The sequence below is a fragment of the Frankia sp. CoWAU3 genome (genome assembly GCF_977971855.1).
On sequence record NZ_CDWWXB010000261.1, the window covers coordinates 1 to 1,491 of the forward strand.

Consider the following 1,491-nt stretch of genomic DNA (forward strand, 5'->3'; position numbering starts at 1 on the left):
AGTGAACCTGGCGGACGGGTACCAGTGAGCCACGGCAACAAACATGGTCAACGACCTCCGGTCGGTCCTCTCCTGCGAAAGCGAGACCTCTGATGAGTATCTACGACACTATCGGCGGCGCGACGGCCGTGCAGGCCGCGGTCGACGATTTCTACGTCCGGGTGACGGCCGATCCCGTTCTTGCACCCCTCTTTGCCAACCGGGACCTGCCCCGTCTCAAGGAACACCAGCGAGCGTTCATCGCCGCGGTGATCGGTGGTCCCGAGGTCTACCGGGGCCGGGACATGGCCGCGGTACATGCCACGCTCGGCCTCACCGACTCCCACTTCGACGCGGTGGTGGACCATCTGCTCGCGGCGTTGACCGGCCTCGGTGTCCCGACGGAAACCACCGGCCAGATCGACGCGGCCCTCGCCCCGCTGCGTTCCGACGTCGTCACGGTATCGAAGTAGTAATACCTCACGTCATACACGACCTTGCGCGGTCAGGCTAGTGAAGCCGCAGCCGGCTCGAACGAGAGAAACCGGGCGGGGCACAGTTGCAAATGCGAACCGCCCGGGTTTAATATGGACGCCACCATGTGAGAGATGGAGGTCGACGCCAATCGCCGTCGGCGACGGGGATGCCGTGGACAAGGATGGCACGGACGTCGTTGGTGGTGAACGAGCCGTCCCGGCGGCTTCCTTTCTCGGGTAGCGGGTGCCGTCGGGTGCGGTCGAGCCAGCGGTAGCTGTCCGCGTCGACGAAGCAGCAAACCACGCGGACGGATTCGACGCCGAGACAGGTGCTGACCTCGTCCTCGACGAGGTCGCTGCTGGTCAGCCGTGCGAGGGGGAGGGCGTTCTTCGGCGTCGGGATCACCGCCTGCTCGGCGAGGCTGTAGCCGGCGTGGTGAGGCAGTGCTTCGGGGTGGGTCCCCTGCCGGCCCCGTGCCGGGTGTGCCTAGCCGTTTCGGCTGGTATGGGGGGCATGTTAACGTCGGCTCGGCTACGGTGGGTTCGGTGCGCCGGGAAGTCTGGTCGGCAACGTGTGACCCGATCCCTTGGTGAGGAGCGCCGCCGTGGGCCAAGTTCCGTCTCGCCGGTTCAGCCTGTTCGACCGCAGGTCGTGGCCCGAGGCTCGCCGGATCGCCGAGATCCTACGCAGGGAGGCCATCGGTGGCGGGCTGCTGCTCGCCGCGACGGTCCTGGCCTTGGGCTGGGCGAACTCGCCGTGGTCAGAGTCGTACCAGTCAATGCTGTCCTACCAGCTCGGCCCGTCCTGGGCGCACCTGGACCTCACCCTGGCTCAGTGGGCCGCCGACGGCCTGCTAGCGATCTTCTTCTTCGTTGCCGGGCTGGAACTCAAACGCGAGTTCATCGCCGGAGACCTCCGCGACCCTCGGCGGGCCGCTGTCCCGGTCCTGGCCGCCTGCGGGGGTGTCGCCGTCCCGGCCGTGCTGTACGCGCTGGTCAACGTCGGCGGTGACGCCTCAGCGGGCTGGGCGATCCC

3 protein-coding genes are annotated in these 1,491 nt (G+C 67.5%); 2 read left to right on the forward strand and 1 reads right to left on the reverse strand.

All coding sequences use genetic code 11. From position 1 onward, the window contains the following. Nucleotides 1-92 precede the first annotated feature (92 nt). On the forward strand, nucleotides 93-452 hold the full coding sequence (locus AC08ON_RS16735) for a group I truncated hemoglobin (protein ID WP_476608464.1): 360 nt from the start codon (nucleotides 93-95) through the stop codon (nucleotides 450-452). A 109-nt stretch (nucleotides 453-561) separates the two neighbouring features. On the opposite strand, the gene AC08ON_RS16740 is transcribed toward AC08ON_RS16735, so the two are convergent. Beyond that, complete coding sequence (locus AC08ON_RS16740; RefSeq protein WP_476608463.1) at nucleotides 562-861, reverse strand: hypothetical protein; 300 nt, start codon at nucleotides 859-861, stop codon at nucleotides 562-564. A gap of 199 nt (nucleotides 862-1,060) precedes the next feature. On the opposite strand from AC08ON_RS16740, the gene AC08ON_RS16745 reads away from it, so the two are divergent. Next, the coding region (locus AC08ON_RS16745; protein WP_476617311.1) for a Na+/H+ antiporter NhaA at nucleotides 1,061-1,491 on the forward strand (431 nt) is incomplete at its 3' end.